Origin of the sequence: Microbacterium gubbeenense DSM 15944 (assembly GCF_000422745.1) — a bacterium.
Classification (GTDB): domain Bacteria; phylum Actinomycetota; class Actinomycetes; order Actinomycetales; family Microbacteriaceae; genus Microbacterium; species Microbacterium gubbeenense.
In genome coordinates this window covers 1-1,817 of sequence record NZ_AUGQ01000063.1, presented here as the reverse complement: position 1 = coordinate 1,817, position 1,817 = coordinate 1, and the positions used below count along the sequence as shown (strand labels likewise).

The 1,817-nt window shown below is 62.9% G+C and carries 2 protein-coding genes and 1 pseudogene; all 3 read right to left on the bottom strand.

Annotated elements, in window-relative coordinates:
• Positions 1 to 951, bottom strand: a pseudogene (locus G510_RS0113290) (hypothetical protein); the annotation flags it as partial.
• 171 nt (positions 952 to 1,122) lie between these two features.
• On the bottom strand, positions 1,123 to 1,344 hold the full coding sequence (locus tag G510_RS18425) for a hypothetical protein (RefSeq protein WP_157560690.1): 222 nt from the start codon (positions 1,342 to 1,344) through the stop codon (positions 1,123 to 1,125).
• 237 nt (positions 1,345 to 1,581) lie between these two features.
• The coding region (locus G510_RS18615; protein ID WP_036323494.1) for a DUF932 domain-containing protein at positions 1,582 to 1,817 on the bottom strand (236 nt) is incomplete at its 5' end.

Here is a 1,817-nt window from a genome sequence, read left to right as displayed (position 1 = left end):
GGTACCGTCGGGCGCGGTGACGGTGATTTGGTTGGCCATTGGGTGGTCTGGGGGTAGGGCGCCTTCTGTGTTCTGTGAGACTTCCGTGGGGAAGTAGTAGAGGTGTTTGTTGCCCCGTAGATCGGCCAGCATCTCTGCGCTGTTGTTGTAGGGCTGCTCTTGTTCTTCGCCGCGGTCGTTGGTGCCGCTCCAGGGTTCGAATCTGTAGCCGGCTTCGGTGAGTGTGTCCCATTGCTGGCCGATGTGTTGGCGGAACGATCTGTAGGAGCGCTGCACCTTCGGGTGGTTGGGCTGGTGGGTGCCTGCTTGATATGCCTGGGCGGCGGCGATGTCGTCGGCGCTTGTGAGATGCGGGATCGGCTTGCGGGGCGGGATGCCGTGTTGGTCGCTGTAGTTCTGCCGGAGCATCTGGATCTCTTTGATCGGGGTGCGCTTGAGGTGCTCGTCCTGGTCAGGGCCAGGTGCACGGGCGCCTTTCATCTCGATGAAGTCGATGTCGGCGTGTGCGACTTGCCCTTCGCCGAAGAGATGCTGGAGAGTGCGCAGCTGGTCGTCGGCGAGATCCCCCTCGGTGTTCGCGATCTCGAGCTTGCCGTCGTATGCGCGCGCGCCGGGAATGCCGGCTGCATGCAGCGCATCGAGAACTTCGCGGGTGTCCTTGCCGTCAACCTCGTATGAGTAGACGCGCCCGTTGGCTGCGGTGTTGTATTCGCCGACCATGACGGAGTCTTGGTCGTATCTGCCGGCAACCTCTTGCGCCCAAGCACGCACGTTGTCCATGGAGTCGGCGCGCACTTCGTAAGCGCCTGCCGGTTCGGTCTGGTCCTGCCAGATTCCTGCGGCGTGGTCCTCAGAGAGGATCTCGACGCCGTGACGCTCGGCAGCTGCGCGGATCGATTCGTCGTATTCGACCCATTCATCGGTGTCGTAGTAGCTCGGGCGCTGCGACATCGCCATCATTGCCGGGGATTGGCGCTCTTGATAGGGCGTCGCTCCGATGAAGGCGTGTGTCCCTTCGCTAGCGGCTTGTGCCCGTTCCGTCGCGCGAGATATGCGTCGGCCGCGGGGAGTGTGTGCGGGGCATCGCCTGCCGCCTTCGTGCTTCGCTCTGCACACGCGCGGTTACGTCCGCTCGTGTTTGCCGGATGGATTGAACCACGCGAATTTGGTGCCTTCGGGAGGCTGAACGTGCTTCAATTCGATTCGGGAACGGTTCGGATCCGGCTCCCGTTCGCCGGCTTGAACGAGCAGATCGGTGAGTTCCGTTGGTGTGAGTGCGCGGACTTGGTCCCCGTCGTCGAGGTCGACGAGCTTCTCGCCGATTTGGTAGATGCGCTTAGCCATGTGTGTCACCTCCCCTCGAGGTTGCTGGTGCTGTGTGCTTGCGTGCAGTTGCTACTCATGCCTGTTCTTCCTGCCTAGGTGTCCGACGGATCGCCATACTCGCGGCGGTCATCGGGATATGCCTGGGCAGGAGGCGTTCACGGACATGAGGGACACCACGTTACGGACAGATTGTCGCTGAGTGATGACGAACGGGCCCGATCGTCGAAGTAAACGATCGGGCCCGTTCGGTTGTTCTCATGCGGCGAGGAGAGCGAACCCGCGATCCTTCACCTTCTGCGTCGTGCCGTCGAACTGCCGACGAGCACGAAGCAGGGCGTCGGCTTCGTCATCGTCCCCCGCACCGGCTCCGCGAACGGGAGCCATCCAGTCGAGGTACTCGGTGAGCGCGTTATAGGCACTCCAGGCGGTACCCCGCCCGAGCTCGTTTGTGGGAGCGAGGCGGAAGAGGGAGAGGAGCGCGTCGTGGCGGG